Source organism: Malikia sp., from assembly GCF_028687635.1.
Classification (GTDB): Bacteria; Pseudomonadota; Gammaproteobacteria; order Burkholderiales; family Burkholderiaceae_C; genus Malikia.
The window spans coordinates 166790-184834 of the sequence record NZ_JAQTZS010000001.1 but is presented as its reverse complement, the minus strand read 5'-3'; the positions used below and the strand labels follow the sequence as shown (position 1 = coordinate 184834).

The following is an 18045-nucleotide window of genomic DNA, read 5'->3' as shown; positions in this document are numbered from 1 at the left end:
CTCACATGACGCTGACCGAACTCAAATACATCGTCGCCGTCGCGCGCGAACGCCATTTCGGCAAGGCGGCCGAGGCCTGCTACGTCTCGCAGCCGACCTTGTCGGTCGCGATCAAGAAGCTGGAGGAAGAACTCGAACTCAAGCTGTTCGAGCGCAACGCCAGCGAGGTCGCCGTCACGCCGCTGGGCGAGGAGATCGTGCGCCAGGCCCAGGTCGTGCTCGAGCAGGCCGCCTCGATCAAGGAGATCGCCAAGCGCGGCAAGGACCCGCTCGCCGGTCCGCTGCGCCTGGGCGTGATCTTCACCATCGGCCCCTACCTGCTGCCCGACCTGGTGCGCCAGGTGATCCAGCGCACGCCGCAGATGCCGCTGATGCTGCAGGAGAACCTGACCGCCAAGCTGCTGGAGCAGCTGCGCCTGGGCGAGATCGACTGCGCCATCCTGGCCGAGCCGTTTCCCGATACCAACCTCGCGATCGCGCCGCTCTACGATGAGCCCTTCGTCGCCGTCGTGCCGGTCAACCATCCGCTGGCGCGGCAGCACGAGGTCACGGCCGAGCAGCTCAAGCAGGAGACCATGCTGCTGCTGGGCGCCGGACATTGCTTCCGTGATCATGTGCTGGAGGTCTGTCCCGAGTTCGCCCGCTTCTCCAACGACGCCGAAGGCATCAGGAAGAGCTTCGAGGGCAGCTCGCTCGAAACCATCCGCCACATGGTCGCCGCCGGCATGGGCGTCACGCTGGTGCCGCGCCTGAGCGTGCCGAGTTGGGCGCTCGGCCCCGACGCCAGGACCCTGCCGCCCGGCTCGGGTCCGGGCGACGCCTCCTACCTGCGCTACCTGCCCTTCGCGGGCGAGCCGCCGACGCGCCGCGTCGTGCTGGCCTGGCGGCGCAGCTTCACCCGCTACGAGGCCATCGCCGCGCTGCGCAACGCCATCTACGCCTGCGAGCTGCCCGGCGTCAAACGACTCTCCGCATGAACCACGCAAACGCCGCCGCGCTGCCGGCCTGGCGCGCCAAGCTCGCGCTCTACCTCGATCTGATCCGCTGGAACCGGCCCGCCGGCTGGCTGTTGCTGCTCTGGCCCACGCTGTCGGCGCTCTGGGTCGCCGCCGACGGCTGGCCCGGCTGGCATCTGCTGCTGGTCTTCACGCTCGGTACCATCCTGATGCGCAGCGCGGGTTGTTGCATCAACGATGTCGCCGACCGCGACTTCGACCGCCATGTCAAGCGCACCGCGCAGCGCCCGATCACGAGCGGGCGCATGTCGGTGCGGGAGGCGCTGGCCGTCGGTGCCGCGCTGGCTTTCGCTGCTTTCCTGCTCGTGCTGACCACCACGCCGGCGGCGATCCTGCTGTCCGTGCCGGCGCTGGCGGTGGCGCTTGCCTACCCCTACGCCAAGCGCCATGTCTCGATGCCGCAGGCGGTGCTGGGGGTGGCGTTCAGCTTCGGCATCCCGATGACCTTCGCCGCCATGCAGGTCGAGCAGGGCGCCTCCGCCTGGTCCTGGAGCGAGCTGGCCGCCTCGGTGCCCTGGCAGGCCTGGGGCCTGGTGGTCAGCAACCTGTTCTGGGTGCTGGCCTACGACACCGAGTACGCGATGGTGGACCGCGACGACGACCTGCGCATCGGCATGAAGACCTCGGCCATCACGCTGGGGCGCTGGGACGTCGTGGGCGTGACCGCCTTCTACCTGCTCCACCTCGCGCTGTGGGGCGGGCTGCTGTGGCCGGCGGTCGGCGGGCCGGTGTTCGGTCTCGCGCTGGCGGCGGCGCTGGGGCAGGTGGCCTGGCATCACGGCATGATCCGTGACCGCACGCGCGAGGGCTGCTTCAGGGCCTTTCGCCTCAACCACTGGCTCGGCCTGACCCTGTTCCTGGGCGTGGCCGGTCACTACGCGCTCAAGGCGCTGGGCTGAGCCTCGCGCTACTGGCTGCTGATCAGGCGCCGAACTCGTCGCCGAGTTCCTTGGCGCGCTGCCCGGCCGCGTGCAGTGCCTTGACGAAGCTGGCCTTGACGCCGCTGTCCTCCAGCGAGCACAGCGCCGCGTAGGTCGTGCCGCCCTTGGAGGTCACGCGCTCGCGCAGCACCTCGGGTGGCTCGCTCGCGTCCCGCGCCAGTCTGGCGGCACCGGCGAAGGTGCCGATCGCCAACCGGGTCGCGGTCTCGGCGTCCAGGCCCATCTCGGTGCCGGCCTGTCGCATCGCTTCCAGGAAATAGAACACATAGGCCGGTCCCGAGCCCGACAGGGCGGTCACCGCGTCGAGGTCGGCCTCCTGCCTGACCCACAGGAACTGGCCCGTGGTGCCGATCACGGCGTCGATCAAGGCGCGGTCCGCCGCCTCGACCGCCGCCCGCGCGTAAAGCCCCGTCATGCCCTGGCCGACCAGCGCCGGCGTGTTGGGCATGGCACGCACGATGCGCTCGCTGCCCAGCCAGGCCGCGATGCTGTCGCTGCGGATGCCGGCGGCCACGCTCAGGTGCAGCGCGCCCGCGACCTGCGCGGCGCAGTCCCGCGCCACCTGCTTGAAGACCTGCGGCTTGACGGCCCACACCACCAGGTCGGAGCCCTGCAACGCCGGGCCGGCGGCCGCTTCGGTTCGCACGCCGAACTGAGCCTGCAGGCGCGCGCGCTGCTCGGGCAAGGGCTCGACGACCGTGATCCGGTCGCCGTCCAGGCCTTGCTGGATCAGCCCGCCGATGATGGCGCTGGCCATGTTGCCGCCGCCGATGAAGGCGATGCGGGTCGCTGCGATGGAGTGCTGCTCTTGCTTCATGGGCGCCGATCTTACCGCCAGCGGCAGGCGGCTCCACCGGGGAGGGCCGCAGGGTCTGCCGGACGTGAAACCACTGCGGATTTTCCCGCTGAAACCCCTTGCATGATTTTGAAAAGTGATGGATAATCGCTCTCTTCGCCCGTAGTGGGGGAAGTATCTGCCCAGCGAAGTCGGCCGGAGCGCGGTTGCAAACCGTGTGCTGGCTGCCAACGACGGGCCCAAGACTGATCGCCTGTGGCCGTGGTGGCCGCTGGGATTCAAGTTGGGACTTAAATCAAATGATCCAAACGCAATCTCGACTCGATGTTGCAGACAACACGGGCGCCAAGTCCGTGATGTGCATCAAAGTGCTGGGCGGCTCCAAGCGCCGTTATGCCAGCGTGGGCGACATCATCAAAGTGAGCATCAAGGAAGCCGCACCGCGTGGCCGCGTCAAAAAAGGCGAGGTCTACAACGCTGTGGTCGTCCGTACCGCTGCCGGCATCCGCCGCGGCGATGGTGCCAAGGTGAAGTTCGACGGCAATGCTGCCGTTCTGCTCAATGCCAAGCTGGAGCCTATCGGCACCCGCATCTTCGGCCCCGTGACGCGTGAACTGCGTACCGAAAAGTTCATGAAGATCGTGTCCCTGGCCCCTGAGGTCCTGTAAGGAATCGACACATGAACAAGATCCGTAAAGGCGACGAAGTCATCGTCATCGCTGGTCGCGACAAGGGCAAGCGTGGCACCGTGGTGCAGCGCGCTAACGAAGAGCGTCTGGTGGTTGAAGGCATCAACCTGGTCAAGAAGCACGCCAAGCCGAACCCCATGAAGGGTATCGCTGGCGGCATCATCGACAAGACCATGCCGATCCACCAGTCCAACGTGGCTATCTTCAACGCCGCCACCGGCAAGGCCGATCGCGTCGGCGTCAAGGTGACTGAAGACGGCAAGAAAGTCCGCGTCTTCAAGTCTTCCGGCGAAGAAATCAAGGCAGCATGACCATGGCACGCTTTCAAGAAATCTACCGCGACAAGGTCGCACCGGCTCTGAAAGAGCAGTTCGGCTACAAGTCCGTCATGGAAGTGCCGCGCATCACCAAGATCACCCTGAACATGGGTGTGTCCGAAGCTGTTGCCGACAAGAAAGTCATGGACCACGCCGTCGGCGACCTGACCAAGATCGCCGGTCAAAAGCCCGTCGTGACCAAGGCCCGCAAGGCTATCGCTGGTTTCAAGATCCGCGAACAACAGCCGATCGGCTGCATGGTCACCCTGCGTGGCGCCCAGATGTACGAATTCCTGGACCGTTTCGTCACCGTGGCCCTGCCGCGCGTGCGTGACTTCCGTGGTATCTCCGGCAAGTCTTTCGACGGCCGCGGCAACTACAACGTTGGCGTCAAAGAACAGATCATCTTCCCCGAAATCGAATACGACAAGGTGGATGCTCTGCGTGGTCTGAACATCAGCATCACGACGACCGCCAAGACCGACGCCGAGTGCAAGGCACTGCTGGCTGGTTTCCGTTTCCCGTTCAAGAACTGAGGTGGTTTGTGGCTAAACAAGCTTTGCTCCAGCGCGAACTGAAGCGCGAGAAACTCGCCGCCAAGTTCGCCAACAAGTACAACGAGTTCAAGGCCATTGCCGGTGACGCCAAGCGTTCCGACGAAGAGCGTGATGCAGCCCGCCTGGGTCTGCAGAAACTGCCCCGCAATGCCAACCCGACCCGCCAGCACAACCGTTGCGAAATCACCGGTCGTCCCCGTGGCACCTTCCGTCAGTTCGGTCTGGCACGTGCCAAGGTTCGTGAACTGGCTTTTGCCGGCGAAATCCCCGGCGTGACCAAGGCCAGCTGGTAAGGCGCAAGGAGTACCCCAAATGAGCATGAGTGATCCTATCGCCGATATGCTGACCCGCATCCGCAACGCACAGATGGTCGCCAAGACCGTCGTGGCCATGCCGTCTTCCAAGGTGAAGACTGCCATCGCCCAGGTGCTGAAGGACGAAGGTTACATCGACGGTTTCCAAGTCAAGACCGAAGCCGGCAAGAGCCAGCTCGAAATCGCCCTCAAGTACTACGCTGGCCGTCCGGTCATCGAGCGCATCGAGCGCGTGAGCCGCCCTGGCCTGCGTGTCTACAAGGGTACCAAGGACATCCCCACCGTACAGAACGGTCTGGGCGTCGCCATCGTCACCACCCCCCAGGGCGTGATGACCGATCGCAAAGCGCGCGCTGCCGGTGTCGGCGGTGAAGTGCTGTGCTACGTCGCCTAACGCTGCATTGAGGAGTATCTGAAATGTCTCGTGTAGCAAAACAAGCCGTAGCCATTCCGCAAGGTGTGGAAGTGTCCGTCCAGGCGGACGCGATCAGTGTCAAGGGCGCCCTGGGCGCGCTGGAACTGCCGCAAAACGCACTGGTCAAGGTCGAGAGCGTGGACGGCAAGCTGTCGTTCAGCCCGGTCGACGAATCGCGCGAAGCCAACGCCATGAGCGGCACCATCCGCCAGCTCGTGAACAACATGGTCAATGGCGTGAGCAAGGGCTTCGAGAAGAAGCTGAGCCTGATCGGCGTGGGCTACAAGGCCTCCGCCTCGGGCAACAAGCTCAACCTGGCCGTCGGTTTCTCGCACCCGGTGAACATCGAGATGCCCGCTGGCATCACGGTCGCCACCCCGACCCCGACCGAAGTCGTGATCAAGGGCGCTGACCGTCAGCGCGTTGGCCAGATCGCTTCCGAAGTCCGTGCCGTGCGTCCTCCCGAGCCTTACAAGGGCAAGGGCATCCGTTATGCGGATGAAAAGGTCGTGATCAAAGAGACCAAGAAGAAATAAGGACTGCGAACATGTTGACGAAAAAAGAACAGCGTTTGCGCCGTGCCCGTCAGACCCGCATCCGCATTGCACAGCAAGGCGCCGTTCGTCTGACCGTGAACCGCACCAATCTGCACATCTACGCCAACGTCATCTCCGACGACGGCTCCAAGGTGCTGGCTTCGGCCTCCACCGTCGAAGCGGAAGTGCGTGCCCAGCTGGGTGCTGCAGGCAAGGGCGGCAACAAGGCCGCGGCCGAACTGATCGGCAAGCGCATTGCCGAAAAGGCGAAAGCCGCCGGCATCGAAAAAGTGGCCTTCGACCGTTCGGGCTTCGCCTACCACGGCCGTGTCAAAGCCCTGGCAGACGCCGCGCGTGAAGCCGGCCTGCAATTCTGATTGGGGATACGCAAATGGCTAAATTTCAAGCTAACGTGAAGAGCGAAGCTGACGACGGCTTGCGCGAAAAGATGATCGCGGTCAACCGCGTGACCAAAGTGGTCAAGGGCGGTCGCATCATGGCTTTCGCCGCACTGACCGTGGTGGGTGACGGTGATGGCCGCGTCGGTATGGGCAAGGGCAAGTCCCGCGAAGTGCCGGCCGCCGTGACCAAGGGCATGGACGAAGCCCGCCGCAACATGATCAAGGTTTCGCTGCGCAACGGTACCCTGCACCACGCGGTGCACGGTCACCACGGCGCCGCCCGCGTCATGATGCTGCCGGCCGCCAAGGGTACCGGCATCATCGCCGGCGGCCCGATGCGCGCCGTCTTCGAGGTCCTGGGCATCACCGACGTCGTGGCCAAGAGCCATGGCTCGAGCAACCCCTACAACCTGGTTCGCGCCACTCTGGACGCCCTGAAGAATTCGACCACTCCGGCTGACATCGCTGCCAAGCGCGGCAAGTCGGTCGAAGAGATCGTGGGCTGATGGGAGAGAACATGACTGCCAATAACACCATCAAGGTTCAACTGGTTCGCAGCCCCATCGGCTGCAAAGAGGACCATCGCGCCACCGTGCGCGGCTTGGGCCTGCGCAAACTCAACAGCGTCAGCGAACTGCAGGATACCCCCGCAGTGCGCGGCATGATCAACAAGATCAGTTATCTGATCAAAGTGATCTGATCGGAGTCAAGACATGGAACTCAACACTCTCAAGCCCGCTTCCGGTGCCAAGCACGCCAAGCGTCGCGTGGGCCGTGGCATTGGCTCCGGTCTCGGCAAGACCGCTGGCCGTGGCCACAAAGGCCAAAAGTCGCGTTCGGGCGGCTACCACAAGGTCGGTTTCGAAGGCGGTCAAATGCCTTTGCAACGCCGTCTGCCCAAGCGTGGCTTCAAGTCCCAGACTCTGAAGTACAACGCCGAAGTGACCCTGTCCGACCTGCAAGCGCTGGGCGCCGCAGAAGTCGATCTGCTGGCTCTCAAAGCCGCCGGCCTCGTGTCGGAACTGGCCAAGAAGGTCAAGGTCGTCAAGACCGGCGAACTGACTCTGGCTGTCAAGCTGACTAACGTCGGCGCGACCGCTGGCGCCAAGGCAGCCATCGAAGCCGCTGGCGGCTCGCTGGCCTGATCGGGCTTTAACCGGAATTGCTCGTGGCCACTAACGCTGCAACCCTCGCGAAGACAGGCAAGTTCGGTGACCTCCGTCGCCGGCTCGTTTTCTTGCTGCTGGCCTTGGTCGTGTACCGCATCGGGGCTCATATCCCGGTGCCGGGCATCAACCCCGACCAGCTGGCCCAGCTCTTCAAGGGCCAGCAGGGCGGCATCCTGAACCTGTTCAACATGTTCTCGGGCGGGGCGCTGTCGCGCTTCACCGTGTTCGCGTTGGGGATCATGCCCTACATCTCGGCTTCCATCGTCATGCAGCTCATGGGCTACATCCTGCCCGCATTCGAGCAGATGAAGAAGGAAGGCGAGGCTGGCAAGCGAAAAATCACGCAGTACACCCGCATCGGCACCGTGGGTCTTGCCATCTTCCAGTCGCTTGGCATCGCCATGGCGCTGGAAGGCACGCAAGGCCTGGTGATCGACCCTGGTTTCGGCTTCCGCCTGACCACGGTCGTGACCCTGGTGGCTGGAACGATGTTCCTGATGTGGCTGGGTGAGCAAATCACCGAGCGTGGCCTGGGCAACGGTATCTCGATCCTCATCTTTGCCGGTATCGCAGCGGGCTTGCCCAATGCGGTCGGCGGCCTGTTCGAACTGGTCCGCACCGGCGCGATGGCTCCCCTGGCGGCGATCTTCATCGTCGCCCTGGTGGTCCTCGTGACCTATTTCGTGGTCTTCGTCGAGCGCGGACAGCGCAAGATCCTGGTGAACTACGCACGCCGTCAGGTGGGCAACAAGGTGTATGGCGGCCAATCGTCGCACCTGCCGCTCAAGCTGAACATGGCGGGCGTGATCCCCCCGATCTTCGCTTCGTCCATCATCCTGCTGCCCACCACCGTGGTGAGCTGGGTCAGCACCGGTGACGGTACGCGCTGGTTGCGCGACATTGCTTCGGCACTGTCGCCAGGACAGCCGATCTACGTGGCGCTCTACGCCGCGGCCATCGTGTTCTTCTGCTTCTTCTACACCGCGCTGGTATTCAACAGCCGGGAGACCGCAGACAACCTGAAGAAGAGCGGTGCGTTCATTCCGGGCATCCGTCCGGGTGACCAGACCGCAAGGCATATCGACAAGGTGCTGGTGCGCTTGACGCTGGCTGGCGCGATCTACATCACGCTGGTCTGTCTGCTGCCGGAGTTCCTGATCCTGAAGTACAACGTTCCGTTCTACTTCGGTGGCACTTCGTTGCTGATCATCGTGGTGGTGACCATGGACTTCATGGCCCAGGTACAGAACTACCTGATGTCCCAGCAGTACGAATCCTTGTTAAAGAAAGCCAACTTCAAGGCCGCGCCAGGTGTCTGACAATGGCCAAGGACGATGTGATTGAGATGCAGGGCGAGGTGGTAGAAAACCTCCCCAACGCCACGTTCCGGGTAAAGCTGGAAAACGGGCACGTGGTCTTGGGCCACATTTCGGGCAAGATGCGCATGCACTACATCCGCATCCTGCCTGGTGACAAGGTCAAGGTCGAATTGACGCCCTATGACCTCTCGCGTGCCCGGATCGTGTTCCGCGCCAAGTAAAGAGTTTTGAGATTTCTTCAGGAGAATGACATGAGAGTTTCGGCTTCGGTCAAGAAAATGTGCCGCAACTGTAAGATCATCCGTCGCCATGGCGTCGTGCGCGTTATTTGCACCGACCCGCGACACAAGCAGCGTCAAGGCTGATAGGTTTAAGGGACCACCATGGCACGTATTGCTGGTATCAACATTCCGCCTCACAAGCACGCCGAAATCGGCCTGACTTCCATCTTCGGTATCGGCCGCACCCGTGCGCGCCAGATCTGCGAAGCTTGTGGCATCGACTACAACAAGAAGATCAAGGATCTGTCCGACGCCGAACTTGAAAAAGTTCGTGACGTGGTCAACTCCTACACGATCGAAGGCGACCTGCGCCGCGAAACCACGATGAACATCAAGCGTTTGATGGACATCGGGTGCTACCGCGGTTTCCGTCATCGCCGCGGCCTGCCGGTCCGCGGTCAGCGCACCAAGACCAATGCTCGTACCCGCAAGGGCCCGCGCAAGGCAGCCCAGTCGCTGAAGAAATAAACCGGATTGAAGGATCACCATGGCTAAGCAACAATCCAGCGCCGCCGCCCGCGTTCGCAAGAAGGTTCGCAAGAACATTGCCGACGGCATCGCGCACGTCCACGCCTCGTTCAACAACACCATCATCACCATCACGGACCGTCAGGGCAATGCCCTGTCCTGGGCTTCGTCGGGTGGTCAGGGCTTCAAGGGTTCGCGCAAGTCGACGCCCTTCGCCGCCCAGGTGGCTTCCGAGGTGGCGGGTCGTGCCGCCATCGAACAGGGCATCAAGAACCTGGATGTCGAGATCAAGGGTCCCGGCCCTGGTCGCGAATCCTCGGTGCGCGCCCTGGGCGCCCTGGGCATCAAGATCAGCTCGATCTCCGATGTGACCCCGGTGCCGCACAACGGCTGCCGTCCGCAAAAGCGTCGTCGCATCTGATCGCTTGCCGATCAGCGCGAAACCGCTATAATCCAAAGCTTTTGTTTTGGTCACCACCGCAGCAGCGCTGCGGTGGTGTTTGTCGTTAAGACCACCGCCGCCGAAAGCTAACGCATCGGGCGGCTCCCGCAAGTGCCAACTTGCGGCAGACAATCAAGGAAATCAACGTGGCACGTTATATCGGCCCCAAGGCCAAACTTTCCCGCCGTGAAGGCACCGACCTGCTGCTCAAGAGCGCCCGCCGCTCGATCAGCGACAAGTCGAAGTTCGAAACCAAGCCGGGCCAGCATGGCCGTACCTCGGGTCAGCGCACCTCCGACTTCGGCCTGCAGCTGCGCGAAAAGCAGAAGGTCAAGCGCATCTACGGCGTGCTCGAGCGCCAGTTCCGCCGCTACTTCGCCGAAGCCGACCGTCGCCGTGGCAACACCGGCGCGACCCTGCTGTCGCTGCTGGAATCCCGCCTGGACAACGTCGTCTTCCGCATGGGCTTTGCCTCCACCCGTTCCGAAGCGCGCCAGCTGGTGTCGCACAAGGCGATCCAGGTGAACGGCCAGAGCGTCAACATCCCGTCGTACTCGGTCAAGGCCGGTGACGTCGTGGCCGTGCGCGAAAAGTCGAAGAAGCAGGCTCGCATCATCGAGGCGCTGGAACTCGCCAAGCAAATCGGCTTCCCCGCCTGGGTCGAAGTCGCTGCCGACAAGGCAGAAGGCGTGTTCAAGAAGTCGCCTGACCGCGACGAATTCGGTTCCGACATCAACGAATCGCTGATCGTCGAACTGTACTCGCGTTAATCGAGAAATTCTCCCTAGTGCCCGGATTCCGCTCAGCTGCGGTTTCCGGGATTTGTGCTCCATCGGCCTTATCGGCGTAACGAGCCGAGGGTATTGAAGGAAGTCCGAATGCTGAATAATCTGCTCAAACCCAAGAACATCAACGTCGAGCAACTGACGGCCAACAAGGCCAAGGTCGTGCTCGAGCCCTTTGAGCGCGGTTACGGCCACACGCTGGGCAACGCCCTGCGCCGCGTGCTGCTGTCCTCCATGGTGGGCCACGCTCCGACGGAAGTGACGATCGCGGGTGTGGTGCACGAGTATTCCTCGATCGACGGCGTCCAGGAAGATGTCGTCAACATCCTGCTCAACCTCAAGGGCGTGGTGTTCAAGCTGCACGGTCGCGATGAAGTCACGCTGAGCCTGCGCAAGGACGGTGCCGGCCTCGTCACGGCGGCGGACATTCAGACTCCGCATGATGTCGAGATCCTGAATCCCGAGCACCACATCGCCACGCTGTCGGCTGGCGCCAAGCTCGACATGCAGATCAAGGTCGAGAAGGGCCGCGGCTATGTGCCGGGCAACGTGCGCCGTGGTGACGATTCGACCCGAGCCATCGGTCGCATCCTGCTGGACGCTTCCTTCTCCCCGATCAAGCGCGTCAGCTACGCGGTCGAGAACGCTCGCGTCGAGCAGCGTACCGACCTCGACAAGCTGGTGCTGGAGATCGAAACCAACGGTGCCGTCGGTCCGGAAGAGGCCGTGCGTGCCGCCGCCAAGATCCTGGTCGAACAGCTTGCCGTGTTCGCGCAGCTGGAAGGCGCCGACGCCTTCGAGGCCGGTGCCACCAAGGGAACGGGTGCCCAGCAGTTCGATCCGGTGCTGCTGCGTCCGGTCGACGAGCTTGAGCTGACCGTGCGTTCGGCCAACTGCCTGAAGGCCGAGAACATCTACTACATCGGTGACCTGATCCAGCGCACCGAGAACGAGCTGCTCAAGACCCCGAACCTGGGTCGCAAGTCGCTCAACGAAATCAAGGAAGTGCTGGCTTCGCGCGGCTTGACGCTGGGCATGAAGCTGGAAAACTGGCCGCCCGCCGGCCTGGAAAAGCACTGATCCCTTTTTCTGCCCCTGACCCCCTGCGGTACCTGATACGGCCGTAGGTAAATACTCAAAAGGAAACTACCATGCGTCACGGAAACGGACTTCGTAAACTCAACCGCACCAGCGCCCACCGCCAGGCCATGCTGCGCAACATGATGAACTCGCTGCTGACGCACGAGGCCATCAAGACCACCGTCCCGAAAGCCAAGGAACTGCGTCGCGTCGTCGAGCGCATGATCACCCTGGCCAAGGTCGACTCGGTCGCCAACCGCCGCCTGGCTTTCGACCGCCTGCGTGACCGCGACGTCGTCACCAAGCTGTTCAACGACCTGGGCCCGCGCTCGGCTACCCGTCCGGGCGGCTACACCCGCATCCTGAAGATGGGCTTCCGCGTCGGCGACAACGCCCCGATGGCTCTGATCGAACTGGTTGACCGCGCAGATACTTCCGCTGAAGTTCCGGCAGCCGAATAATTCGTGCTAGAATTCAATTCTTGACGCGCGGTGGAGCAGCCTGGTAGCTCGTTGGGCTCATAACCCAAAGGTCGCAAGTTCAAATCTTGCCCGCGCAACCAGAATTTCCAGTTCAACTAGGTCAAAAAAGCCTGCTTCATGCAGGCTTTTTTGTTTTCCGGGCGCCAACTCGGCATCAACCCGGGCCGCTGCAAGATAGCGTTCAGTGCCGTGGGAGAAAATGCCGGCATGAGCCACCCGATCCACTCCGAACCTTCCACGCCGCTGCTGACCGTCCAGGACGGCGTGGCCACGATCCTGCTGAACCGGCCGGCGCACCGCAACCGGCTGGAGGACGCTGATCTCAAAACCCTGTTGGCGCATTTCGCCCGCGTGGACGCCGACGAGTCGGTCCGTGTGCTGGTGCTGCGTGCCAACACCACGGATCAGCCCCGGCCCGTGTTCTGTGCCGGCTACGACATCAGTGGCTTTGAGCAGGATGCGCAGGCCTCAAGCGCCTTCGAGCACGTGCCCGACGCGCTGGCCGCGCTGCGTCCGGTCACGATCTGTGCCTTGAACGGCAGCCTGTACGGCGGCGCCACCGACCTGTTCCTGGCCTGCGACCTCAGGATCGCGCTGCAGGGGGTGGAGTTCCGCATGCCGGCCACGGCGCTGGGCCTGCATTTCTACCCGAGCGGGCTGCTGCGCTATGTCGAGCGCCTGGGCCTGGCGGCGGCCAAGCGCGCCTTCCTGACCGCGCGTCCGTTCAGCACGGAGCAACTCTGGCAGACCGGCTGCCTGGAGGCGCTGGCGAGTCCTGAAACTTTCGAGGCCGAATTGCAATTGCTGGTGCGGGATGTGTTGTCGCTGGCGCCCCTGGCGGCCGAAAACATCAAACGCTCGCTCAACGAGATCGCGGCGGGCCGCCACGATCCCGTGCTGCTGCGCGAGCGCGAGCATGCCAGCACGCGCAGCGCGGATTTTGCCGAAGGGCGGCGTGCCTTCGCCGAGCGACGCCGGCCGGTTTTCACCGGCCGTTGAGCGCCGCCTTGGACGGAGTAGCGATCAGTCGCCGAGCAGCGACAGGTCGCGCACCGCGCCCTTGTCAGCGCTGGTGGCAAGCAGGGCGTAGGCCTTGAGCGCGGCCGAGACCTTGCGCGGGCGCGGTTTGGCCGGCTTCCAGCCCAGCGCGTCCTGCTCGGCGCGGCGCTTGGCCAGTTCCGCGTCCGAGACCAGCACGTCGATGCTGCGGTTCGGGATGTCGATGCGGATGCGGTCGCCGTTGCGCACCAGACCGATCGCGCCGCCAGCCGCCGCCTCGGGCGAGCAGTGGCCGATCGACAGGCCCGATGTGCCGCCCGAGAAGCGGCCATCGGTCAGCAGCGCGCAGGCCTTGCCCAGGCCCTTGGACTTGATGTAGCTGGTCGGGTACAGCATCTCCTGCATGCCCGGGCCGCCCTTGGGGCCTTCGTAGCGCACGATCACGATATCGCCGGCCTTGACGTTGTCGGCCAGGATCTCGGCCACGGCCTCGTCCTGCGATTCGGTCACGAAGGCCGAGCCTTCGAACACCAGGATCGACTCGTCCACGCCAGCGGTCTTGACCACGCAGCCGTCCAGCGCGATGTTGCCGTGCAGCACCGCCAGGCCGCCTTCCTGGGAGAAGGCATGCTCGGCCGAGCGGATGCAGCCCTCGGCGCGGTCCAGGTCCAGGCTGGGCCAGCGGGTGGCCTGGCTGAAGGCGACCTGGGTCGGAATGCCGGCCGGGCCGGCCAGGTAGAAGGTCTTGACCGCCTCGGACGGGTGGCGCGCGATGTCCCACTGGTCCAGCGCGTCCTTCATGGTCCTGGCGTGGATGGTCGGCACGTCGGTGTGCAGCTTGCCGGCGCGGTCGAGTTCGCCCAGGATGGCCATGATGCCGCCGGCGCGGTGCACGTCCTCGATGTGGTACTTGTTGGTGTTGGGCGCGACCTTGCACAGCTGCGGCACGATGCGCGACAGGCGGTCGATGTCCTTCATCGTGAAGTCGATCTCGGCTTCCTGGGCAATCGCCAGCAGGTGCAGGATGGTGTTGGTCGAGCCGCCCATCGCGATGTCGAGCGTGATCGCGTTCTCGAACGCCTTCAGGCCGATCGCGCGCGGCAGCACGCTCATGTCGTCCTGCTCGTAATGGCGGCGGCACAGCTCGACGATGGTGCGGCCGGCCTGCTTGAACAAGGCTTCGCGGTCGGCGTGGGTGGCCACCACGGTGCCGTTGCCCGGCAGCGACAAGCCCAGCGCCTCGGTCAGGCAGTTCATCGAGTTGGCGGTGAACATGCCCGAGCAGCTGCCGCAGGTCGGGCAGGCCGAGCGTTCGACCTCGGCCAGGTCGGCGTCGCTGACCTTGTCGTCCACGGCCATCACCATCGCGTCCACCAGGTCGAGCTTCTTGAACTCGATGGCGTGGGTGGTCGGGTTGGCCAGGCGCACCTTGCCGGCTTCCATCGGGCCGCCCGAGACGAACACGACCGGGATGTTCAGGCGCATCGCGGCCATCAGCATGCCGGGGGTGATCTTGTCGCAGTTCGAGATGCAGACCAGCGCGTCGGCGCAATGCGCGTTGACCATGTACTCGACCGAGTCGGCGATGATGTCGCGGCTCGGCAGCGAATACAGCATGCCGTCGTGGCCCATCGCGATGCCGTCATCGACCGCGATGGTGTTGAATTCCTTGGCGACGCCGCCGGCGGCCTCGATCTCGCGCGCGACCAGCTGGCCCAGGTCCTTCAGGTGGACATGGCCGGGCACGAACTGGGTGAAGCTGTTGGCGATGGCGATGATCGGCTTGCTGAAATCCTCATCCTTCATGCCGGTGGCGCGCCACAGCGAGCGCGCGCCCGCCATGTTGCGGCCGGCGGTGGAGGTCTTGGAACGGTATGCGGGCATGACGATGTCCTGGTTGCTTTTTGGGATGGGCCGCTAGGGCCGGATTCAATTTTCGATTGTCGCCGAGCGGGGCATGCCACGGGACAAGACCGCAGTGGCAGCCGGGTTTCTGTCGCGTGCTCAGCCCCGGCTGAGCTTGAAGACGGCGGTGCTGGCGCGCAGGTTGGGTTGCCAGCGCACCTCGCGCCCTTCGTCCAGGCCGAAGCTGTCATCGATGCGCAGACCGTTGCGGCGCGCCAGCAACTCGAAGTCGGCGTAGGTGCCGACCCGGATATTGGGCGTGTCGTACCACTGGTAGGGCAGGCGGCTGGTGACCGGCATGCGTCCCTTGAGGACGCTCAGCCGGTTGGGCCAGTGCGCGAAGTTGGGGAAGGCGACGATGCCGCTCTTGCCCACCCGTGCCGTTTCGCGCAGCATGATCTCGGTGTTGCGCAGGTGCTGCAGCGTGTCGATCTGCAGCACGATGTCGAAGCTCTGGTCGCCAAACATGCTCAGGCCCTCGTCGAGGTTGAACTGCAGCACGTTGACGCCGCGCTGCAGGCAGGCCAGCACCTTGGCGTCGATGATCTCGACGCCGTAGCCGCTGCAGCCGCGCTCGGCCTGCAGATAGGCCATCAGCGCCCCGTCGCCGCAGCCGAGGTCGAGCACGCGCGCGCCCTGTGGCACTAGGCGCGCGATGGATTCCATGATCAGGCGGTCGCTCATGCGGCGGCTCCCCGGGCGTCGGCGGCGATGGTGTGTTCGAAATAGGCCCGCACCGCCGCCAGGTAGCGCGGGTCGTCGAGCAGGAAGGCGTCGTGCCCGTGCGGCGCGTCGATCTCGGCGTAGCTGACCTCGCGCCGGTTGTCGATCAGGGCCTTGACGATCTCGCGGCTGCGCGCCGGCGAGAAGCGCCAGTCGGTCGTGAAGCTGATCAGCAGGAACCTGGCCCGCGCGCGCGCCAGCGCCGCGCTCAGGCTGCCGCCACCGTAGAGCCGCGCCGGGTCGAAGTAGTCGAGCGCCCGGGTGATCAGCAGGTAGGTGTTGGCGTCGAAGTATTCGCTGAACTTGTCGCCCTGGTAGCGCAGGTAGCTCTCGATCTGGAACTCGATCGCCTGGGTGCTGTACTGGTAGGCCAGCCGTTCGGCGGCATCGGGGTCGCCGGCTGCGAGCGCGCTGGCCAGCGGCTTGAGCTCGCGGCCGAACTTCTCGTTCATGACGTCGTCGCTCAGGTAGGTGATGTGACCGATCATGCGCGCGATGCGCAGGCCGCGCCTCGGGATGGTGCCGGCGCGCAGGTAATGGCCGTCGTGGAAGTCGGGGTCGGTGATGATGGCGCGCCTGGCGACCTCGTTGAAGGCGATGTTCTCGGCGTTGAGGTTGGGCGCGCTCGCGATCACGACCGCATGGCGCACCCGGTCCGGGTATTGCAGCGTCCAGCTCAAGGTCTGCATGCCGCCCAGGCTGCCGCCCATGACGGCGGCGAGCTGCCGGATGCCGAGCCGTTCGATCAGGCGGGCTTGGGCGTCGACCCAGTCCTCCACCGTCACGACGGGGAAGTCGGCGCCCCAGGGCTGGCCGCTGGCCGGGTTGGCATGGGTCGGGCCGGTCGAGCCGAAGCAGGAGCCCAGGTTGTTGACGCCGATGACGAAGAACTTGTTGGTATCGAGCGACTTGCCGGGCCCGATCATGTTGTCCCACCAGCCTTCGCTCCGGGGGATGGCCTGGCCGTTCGCGTCGGCCTTCAGTCCCGCCACATGGTGCGAGGCGTTGAGCGCGTGGCAGATCAGCACCGCGTTGGATCGGTCGGCGTCGAGCTCGCCGTAGGTTTCATAGACCAGCTCGTAGCTGGGCAGCACCGCGCCGCTCTGCAGCGTGAGCGGCTGGTCGAATCGCATCGTTTGTGGCGTGACGATCACTGGTTTCACCCCAGGGACTCCTGCGTCCCGAAACAAAAAACCCGGCGCCGCGAACCGTCGGATAAGCAGAGACGGGTGCGAAACCGGGGTCCCCTCTTTAGCGGCATTTCTATCGCGCCCGCAATCTGGAAACAAATCGGCGCTTTCCCATAGTATAAGTTGATCGTCCGCCGGGCTGGCGGCAGGGAGGTGGCCGCATGTCCGAGATTTTTGGTTTCGACGCCTATGCGCCGCGCGAGATCGCCCAGCGGGTCGAGACGGTGGGGGTGGCCAAGGCGCGTCTGCCTCTGCTGCCGCTGGCCTTGCTGGGGGTGCTCGCCGGTGCCTTCATCGGCCTGGGGGCATTGGGCTTCGTGATCGTCAAGTCCGATGCCGCCCTGGGTTATGCCGCCGGCCAATGGCTGGGTGGCCTGGTGTTCTCGCTCGGCCTGCTGCTGGTCGTGGTCGCGGGCGCCGAGCTTTTCACTGGCAACAACCTGCTCGCGATGGCCTGGGCCAGTGGCCAGATCAGCAGCGCCGAGTTGCTGCGCCACTGGGGCGTGGTCTGTCTGGCCAATCTGGCCGGCGCGGCCGGCCTGGCGCTGCTGGTGTTCCTGAGCGGTCACGCCCAGCTCAATGGCGGCGCGATCGGGCAGGCGGTGTTCAGGATCGCGCTGGCCAAGCAGGCGCTGCCCTGGCAGGAGGCCCTGTGCCGCGGCGTGCTCTGCAACCTGCTGGTCTGCATGGCGGTCTGGATGGCGATGGCCGGGCGCAGCGTCGTCGACAAGGCGGTCGCGATCGTGTTTCCGGTCAGCGCCTTCGTCGCGGCCGGCTTCGAGCACAGCATCGCCAACATGTACCTCATGCCGCTGGCCTGGCTGCTGCAGCAGTCCGGCGCGGTGCCGGCCACGCCGGTCGTGACCTGGGTCGGCATGCTCGGCAACTGGATTCCCGTCATCGTGGGCAACCTGCTCGGCGGCAGCGTGCTGGTCGCATTGAGCTACCACGTGATCTATCGCCGCCAGCCGCCCCAGGCTTGAGCGCTGCCTTGTTGTTCTGTCACAACGAAATCACAGGTCGTCAGGCCCCGAATCCCCGCAACCTGCAGCGGATCAGGGTTCGGTGTCCGGCATGGTGAAAAAAATCCCCCTTTTCCGCCCAATGACGCATAATGGGGTACGCCTGTTATTGCAGGCGTAATTGGTGATAGGTCAGTTTCGTGCGCCACAGCGGCCAAGACATGCGGTTTCGTCGTGCTACCGGGGCTCCATCGCTAC

At 64.3% G+C, this 18045-nt stretch carries 26 protein-coding genes and 1 tRNA gene; 23 read left to right on the top strand and 4 right to left on the bottom strand.

What is annotated here, in order from left to right; all coding sequences use genetic code 11:
* Positions 1-5 precede the first annotated feature (5 nt).
* The gene (locus PHR85_RS00960) at positions 6-977 is read left to right on the top strand and encodes a hydrogen peroxide-inducible genes activator (protein WP_300049359.1); all 972 of its coding nucleotides are present in this window, start codon (positions 6-8) and stop codon (positions 975-977) included.
* On the top strand, positions 974-1915 hold the full coding sequence (locus PHR85_RS00955) for a UbiA family prenyltransferase (RefSeq protein WP_300049357.1): 942 nt from the start codon (positions 974-976) through the stop codon (positions 1913-1915). The genes PHR85_RS00960 and PHR85_RS00955 overlap by 4 nt, the downstream gene beginning before the upstream one ends.
* Positions 1916-1937: 22 nt before the next feature.
* On the opposite strand, the gene proC is transcribed toward PHR85_RS00955, so the two are convergent.
* On the bottom strand, positions 1938-2774 hold the full coding sequence (proC, locus tag PHR85_RS00950) for a pyrroline-5-carboxylate reductase (protein ID WP_300049355.1): 837 nt from the start codon (positions 2772-2774) through the stop codon (positions 1938-1940).
* Between the two features lie 278 nt (positions 2775-3052).
* Between proC and rplN the strand changes: the two genes are divergently transcribed.
* The 20 genes from rplN to PHR85_RS00850 all read left to right on the top strand — a co-directional run bounded on the left by rplN (position 3053) and on the right by PHR85_RS00850 (position 13007).
* Positions 3053-3421: a 50S ribosomal protein L14 gene (rplN, locus tag PHR85_RS00945; protein ID WP_105728735.1), complete on the top strand. Its 369-nt coding sequence runs from the start codon at positions 3053-3055 to the stop codon at positions 3419-3421.
* A gap of 11 nt (positions 3422-3432) precedes the next feature.
* The gene (rplX, locus tag PHR85_RS00940) at positions 3433-3753 is read left to right on the top strand and encodes a 50S ribosomal protein L24 (RefSeq protein ID WP_300049352.1); all 321 of its coding nucleotides are present in this window, start codon (positions 3433-3435) and stop codon (positions 3751-3753) included.
* 2 nt (positions 3754-3755) lie between these two features.
* Positions 3756-4295 (top strand): 50S ribosomal protein L5, encoded by a 540-nt coding sequence (gene rplE, locus PHR85_RS00935; protein ID WP_105728902.1) that lies wholly within the window; start codon positions 3756-3758, stop codon positions 4293-4295.
* A gap of 8 nt (positions 4296-4303) precedes the next feature.
* Entirely contained in the window at positions 4304-4609 is a 306-nt protein-coding gene (rpsN, locus tag PHR85_RS00930; RefSeq protein ID WP_105728737.1) for a 30S ribosomal protein S14, read from the top strand.
* 19 nt (positions 4610-4628) lie between these two features.
* Positions 4629-5024, top strand: coding sequence for a 30S ribosomal protein S8 (gene rpsH / locus PHR85_RS00925; protein WP_300049348.1), 396 nt, complete (start codon positions 4629-4631; stop codon positions 5022-5024).
* 23 nt (positions 5025-5047) lie between these two features.
* Positions 5048-5581, top strand: coding sequence for a 50S ribosomal protein L6 (gene rplF / locus PHR85_RS00920; RefSeq protein ID WP_300049346.1), 534 nt, complete (start codon positions 5048-5050; stop codon positions 5579-5581).
* 11 nt (positions 5582-5592) lie between these two features.
* Positions 5593-5958, top strand: a complete 366-nt coding sequence (gene rplR, locus PHR85_RS00915) for a 50S ribosomal protein L18 (RefSeq protein ID WP_300049344.1) — start codon at positions 5593-5595, stop codon at positions 5956-5958.
* A 14-nt stretch (positions 5959-5972) separates the two neighbouring features.
* Positions 5973-6488, top strand: coding sequence for a 30S ribosomal protein S5 (rpsE, locus tag PHR85_RS00910; protein WP_300049342.1), 516 nt, complete (start codon positions 5973-5975; stop codon positions 6486-6488).
* An 11-nt stretch (positions 6489-6499) separates the two neighbouring features.
* Entirely contained in the window at positions 6500-6682 is a 183-nt protein-coding gene (rpmD, locus tag PHR85_RS00905) for a 50S ribosomal protein L30 (RefSeq protein WP_300049340.1), read from the top strand.
* A 13-nt stretch (positions 6683-6695) separates the two neighbouring features.
* Positions 6696-7127, top strand: a complete 432-nt coding sequence (rplO, locus tag PHR85_RS00900) for a 50S ribosomal protein L15 (RefSeq protein WP_300049338.1) — start codon at positions 6696-6698, stop codon at positions 7125-7127.
* Between the two features lie 23 nt (positions 7128-7150).
* Positions 7151-8470, top strand: a complete 1320-nt coding sequence (gene secY, locus PHR85_RS00895) for a preprotein translocase subunit SecY (protein ID WP_300049336.1) — start codon at positions 7151-7153, stop codon at positions 8468-8470.
* Positions 8471-8472: 2 nt separating this feature from the next.
* Positions 8473-8691, top strand: a complete 219-nt coding sequence (gene infA, locus PHR85_RS00890) for a translation initiation factor IF-1 (protein ID WP_300049334.1) — start codon at positions 8473-8475, stop codon at positions 8689-8691.
* 30 nt (positions 8692-8721) lie between these two features.
* Positions 8722-8835 (top strand): 50S ribosomal protein L36, encoded by a 114-nt coding sequence (gene rpmJ, locus PHR85_RS00885; RefSeq protein ID WP_072242940.1) that lies wholly within the window; start codon positions 8722-8724, stop codon positions 8833-8835.
* 18 nt (positions 8836-8853) lie between these two features.
* Positions 8854-9219, top strand: coding sequence for a 30S ribosomal protein S13 (gene rpsM, locus PHR85_RS00880; protein WP_300049329.1), 366 nt, complete (start codon positions 8854-8856; stop codon positions 9217-9219).
* A gap of 19 nt (positions 9220-9238) precedes the next feature.
* The gene (gene rpsK / locus PHR85_RS00875) at positions 9239-9640 is read left to right on the top strand and encodes a 30S ribosomal protein S11 (RefSeq protein WP_300049327.1); all 402 of its coding nucleotides are present in this window, start codon (positions 9239-9241) and stop codon (positions 9638-9640) included.
* Between the two features lie 167 nt (positions 9641-9807).
* Positions 9808-10431, top strand: a complete 624-nt coding sequence (rpsD, locus tag PHR85_RS00870) for a 30S ribosomal protein S4 (protein ID WP_300049325.1) — start codon at positions 9808-9810, stop codon at positions 10429-10431.
* Positions 10432-10539: 108 nt separating this feature from the next.
* Complete coding sequence (gene rpoA / locus PHR85_RS00865) at positions 10540-11526, top strand: DNA-directed RNA polymerase subunit alpha (protein WP_300049323.1); 987 nt, start codon at positions 10540-10542, stop codon at positions 11524-11526.
* Between the two features lie 71 nt (positions 11527-11597).
* Positions 11598-11987: a 50S ribosomal protein L17 gene (gene rplQ / locus PHR85_RS00860; RefSeq protein WP_300049321.1), complete on the top strand. Its 390-nt coding sequence runs from the start codon at positions 11598-11600 to the stop codon at positions 11985-11987.
* A gap of 24 nt (positions 11988-12011) precedes the next feature.
* Positions 12012-12088: transfer RNA gene (locus PHR85_RS00855), tRNA-Met, on the top strand.
* Between the two features lie 127 nt (positions 12089-12215).
* The gene (locus tag PHR85_RS00850) at positions 12216-13007 is read left to right on the top strand and encodes an enoyl-CoA hydratase/isomerase family protein (RefSeq protein ID WP_300049319.1); all 792 of its coding nucleotides are present in this window, start codon (positions 12216-12218) and stop codon (positions 13005-13007) included.
* A gap of 24 nt (positions 13008-13031) precedes the next feature.
* Here PHR85_RS00850 and ilvD read toward each other — a convergent pair whose 3' ends face one another.
* The 3 genes from ilvD to PHR85_RS00835 all read right to left on the bottom strand — a co-directional run bounded on the left by ilvD (position 13032) and on the right by PHR85_RS00835 (position 16789).
* Positions 13032-14891, bottom strand: a complete 1860-nt coding sequence (gene ilvD, locus PHR85_RS00845) for a dihydroxy-acid dehydratase (RefSeq protein ID WP_300049317.1) — start codon at positions 14889-14891, stop codon at positions 13032-13034.
* Between the two features lie 120 nt (positions 14892-15011).
* Positions 15012-15596 (bottom strand): methionine biosynthesis protein MetW, encoded by a 585-nt coding sequence (gene metW / locus PHR85_RS00840; RefSeq protein WP_300049315.1) that lies wholly within the window; start codon positions 15594-15596, stop codon positions 15012-15014.
* The gene (locus PHR85_RS00835) at positions 15593-16789 is read right to left on the bottom strand and encodes a homoserine O-acetyltransferase (RefSeq protein ID WP_300049578.1); all 1197 of its coding nucleotides are present in this window, start codon (positions 16787-16789) and stop codon (positions 15593-15595) included. The genes metW and PHR85_RS00835 overlap by 4 nt, the downstream gene beginning before the upstream one ends.
* Before the next feature lie 197 nt (positions 16790-16986).
* Between PHR85_RS00835 and PHR85_RS00830 the strand changes: the two genes are divergently transcribed.
* Positions 16987-17808, top strand: a complete 822-nt coding sequence (locus tag PHR85_RS00830) for a formate/nitrite transporter family protein (RefSeq protein WP_300049313.1) — start codon at positions 16987-16989, stop codon at positions 17806-17808.
* Positions 17809-18045: the final 237 nt, after the last annotated feature.